Genomic DNA, 3,743 nt, shown 5'->3' with positions numbered 1-3,743 from the left:
GGAGCTCCGGAACCCCGATTGGAGTGCTGATTTGTATGTTTACCTGGCAGCTTGGATTGCCGCGGCGCTATGCGAACCCCGCCTGGCCATGGATACCGTTGTAGCTGCTGAGCCATCCCGTGCTCATCTGGTCGCCCCGCCAGGAGAACACGCTGACCCCGCGTTCCAGGGCCGGTGCGTGGGCCTCGCGTGAATAGCCGGCGGAACCGTTGGCCGCACCGGAACCGTCAGCGATACCGGTGCCAGACTCTCCGGTACCCGGATAGGACATCCACTGCCCGGCCGGCGACCCGACGGCGATGTGCTGGTCACCCGCCCAGACCACCGCCGCTGTCCCGTTCGGCGTGGTGACCTTCACGCGGTCGTCGGCCTCGGTGACGAGGCTGTCGGTCGCCCGGTCACGCAGCAACGCCACATATTCCTGGGCATCCAGCTGGCATTGGGCCGGGGCACGGCCCACCGGCCAGTCCGGGGCTGTCACACCGTGTTCGCGGGCGGCTGTGAACAGCAGCGGCACGATGCGCTCCGCTCGCAGCGGGGTCGCCATCTGCTCGCACATCCACAGCAGCCGGCCCGCGCCACGGGTGGGCGCGAGCTGCCGCCAACGGATGCGCCGGCCGAGATCCCCCGCGATGACGGCAACCCACGGCGCGACAGTGGCCAGCTCACCCTGCGCCGCCAGCCAGGCGAAATAACGCGGCATCTCGCTGAGAATCGGCAGCAGGACCGAGGATGGCAGCCCGGCGATTCTCCGCGCCGGCCGGCTGAACGCCCGCGGGCTGTTCGCGACCAGCGCGATCGCGACCTGCGCCAGATCGCCCGGCGCCGCGGCGGTTGACGGAACGAGACCGAGCGCACCTCCTGGGGCGTCAACCAGCTCCAGATATCCCCGGGCGCGCAGCAGCCGTGCCACCCGGGGACGCAGATCGTCCGTCACCGGGGCCTCGGCGAACTGCGGGACACTGACGCTGATCGCCAGCCCGAGCAGCCGCTCGGCGTCCTCGGGGTCGTGGGGCCGCCGGTCGGCCTCCGCGAGCAGGCTCCGCAGTCGCATGCCGATCTTGACCGGAACCATGAACCGGGTCGTCAGGGTGCCCAGCTCGGTGACCCTGAGCACCGTGCCGACATCCGGCTCGGCGACCAGTGCGAGGTACCCACCCTCCACCAGCAGGTCGACGGCATCCCGCACCGGCGTGAGCCCTTCGGCACCCTGATGATAAGCGAGCGTGCTCAGCCACCAGTTCTCCGCGTCGGTGAGGGTGTGGACGCGCCGCTGAGCCGTCTCCGCCAGTAGATGATCGGCAAGACTGTCCGCGATGTGGGAGCGGACCGCGTACCCCTCGACGAGCCGGTTCTGCCAGGTCGCCCGCTCCGTCTCGTCGACGACCAGGTAGGACCATCCCTCGGTCTCCCCGGCACCGACCCGGCCGGCCCGGCCGAACATCTGCTGCACCGTCGCCACGTCGATCCTGTCCAGACCGATGCGGGTGTCCCGGACGACGACCGCCCGCGCGGGCAGGTTCACCCCGGCCGCCACCGTCGTCGTCGCGACGAGGACATCCAGAGCGCGGTCACGGAAGGCGCGTTCCGCCTCACGGCGGTACTCCCAGTCCTTGTAGTGCAGGCCCACACCGGCCGCGGTACACACCTGGTGAACGCGGGAGCCGTCATCCGGGTCGATGCCGCGGATGTCCGCGCCCCGGTCGGCCGCAATCATGAGCGCGGTCACGCGAACGTTGCGCCGGCTTCCGCAGAACACCAGCACACTGCCACCGTCATCGGTGACCATACGCGTCAACGCCGTGGCCGCCCGCAGCCTGTTGGCGTTGTCGGTCCTACGGTCGGCGGTGGCCGGGATCATCGGCAGCTGCCAGGTCAACCGGGACGGGCGCCACGTGGTCGTCACGACGCGAGCGCCGAGCCACCCGGCGACCTCGTCGACATTTGCGACCGTCGCTGACAGCCCGACGATCCGCACCGGTGATCCCGCACCACGCATCCGGGCCAGCAACGCCTCCAACAGCGGCCCCCGCCCGGCACTGCCCAACAGATGGATCTCGTCGACGACCAGGCAGCCCACCTCACCCAGCGCGACACGCAGCGACGTCGCCCGGCACACCGACTCGAACTTCTCCGTCGTCGACACCCACAGATCGGCCTCGCGGGCCCGCTCCACGTCGACCACGTGCTCACCGGAAAGACGCTCCACCCGCAGCCCCTGCGCACGCCAGGTGGCAAGCTCGCGGTCAAGCTCATCGGTCAGTGACCGCTGCGGCACCAACCAGGCCGCTTTGCGCCCCTCACCGAGGATGGCCTTAAGCGCGGCAAGCATGCCGATCGCGGTCTTGCCCGACCCGGTCGGCGCGGCGACGAGAAGGTGGGTGTTGTCGCGCAGCACGTGCGGCGCGCCCTCCGCCTGTGCCGGGTTCAGCCCGGGATGGGGCAGGTAGGGCAGCCATTCCGCAGGCACGATCGTCCCAGCGTCGACGGGGCTCCAGGCCGGGAGGAACGGCTCGCCATGGTTGTCCCAGGCCAGCTCGAACGCGTCCCGGGCCGCCTCCGCGGCCAATCCAACAACGCCCGCCGTCCGCAGCTTCGCGGTGCTCGTGGCCGGGAGAAAACCGGGTACCGCGCGTAGCGCAGCCAACGCACCATCCGGCCCGACTGTGCTGACCGTCTCCGCCTCGACCCAGTGACGCACCCGTCGATGCGGCACCCCAGCGGCGCTCATCAGCGCACACAGCGCGTCGAAGTCCGCCGCCAGCGGGACCAGCACGCGCACGTCCACCCCGGCCGGCTGGGACGGGACGTCAGCCCACGGATCTGCGATCTTGCACCAGTACAGGAGCCTGCGTTCAGTCACCGGTTGCGGTGTTCCGGGATCAGGCACGGAGACAGCAGTGGGCCCCGGCCGCGGCCCGCCCGCCGCAAAGTAACCTGGCGCGAGTCGCGGATCGAGCCGCCCCGCGGCGAGCTTCCAGGCATCCTCAGCGTGAACGACACCCATGCTCATCCCGCCGGGGAGCTGGCCGTCATCGTCGGCGCAGGACCGCGGCGATGCTGCCCTGCGCCGCCGGGGAGCGCTCCGCCGACGCCGCAGCCCACCGAAGGTCCGTACACCCAGATCCGCCAAGGTAAACGTTGCCGCGCAATGCGGGCACACCAGAGCGACGTAGCGTTGCGGCCGTCCGCCGCTCATATCCGATTTTCGGAGGCAGTGTAGCGTGCGGTCGCATCGCGGGCAGCCGCGGGGCGCAACATCGTCGTAGGACCAGCCCGGCTGGCCGAACCGCTCGTGCGCCAGCTGCGGCAAGATCCCCCACCGGGCCTCCGCGATATCCATGACGCTTGTGCGCCCGTCCGTCTCCGCACCGTCGGTGTGAGCGGAGCCCGAGCCATCAGGGCCTGGCCCAGGCCGGTAATGTGAGCCGCTGTCTCCGCCGTCACCAGCGCCGTCACCACTGATGATCAACTCATGGCTGCCGGCCACTCTATCTCTCCGATCACGATCGCCATGATGAGCCGGCCAGATATTCGTTGCATGGGCTCCATCCATTGGCTGGTTGCCTTGTCGGCTGGTAATCGTGCGCAGGCGCCGGGTCAACCGCCCGTCCGTGCCACGGACGGGCCCATCAGCCACAGAACGTTCCGGTGCGGACGACTTTTTCGTCGAGCAGCCAGCCGAAGCCGCCGGCTCCTGCGCCGATCTGGGAGATGTAGCCGTAGAGCCAGCTGCCGTCGTT

1 protein-coding gene is annotated in these 3,743 nt (G+C 69.9%); it reads right to left on the bottom strand.

Annotated elements, in window-relative coordinates:
- Positions 1–67: 67 nt before the first annotated feature.
- Complete coding sequence (locus tag MJ783_RS21030) at positions 68–3,013, bottom strand: DEAD/DEAH box helicase (RefSeq protein WP_370651752.1); 2,946 nt, start codon at positions 3,011–3,013, stop codon at positions 68–70.
- Positions 3,014–3,743 lie beyond the last annotated feature (730 nt).

The organism is Protofrankia sp. Cj3, assembly GCF_917627355.1.
Lineage (GTDB): Bacteria > Actinomycetota > Actinomycetes > Frankiales > Frankiaceae > Protofrankia.
The sequence above is the reverse complement of the archived record's forward strand: the minus strand, read 5'-3'. Positions and strand labels throughout refer to the sequence as shown.

Coding starts and splice junctions, on each gene's coding strand:
- MJ783_RS21030 (WP_370651752.1), bottom strand. CDS start 3,013: ATGAGCATGGGTGTCGTTCACGCTGAGGATGCCTGGAAGCTCGCCGCG.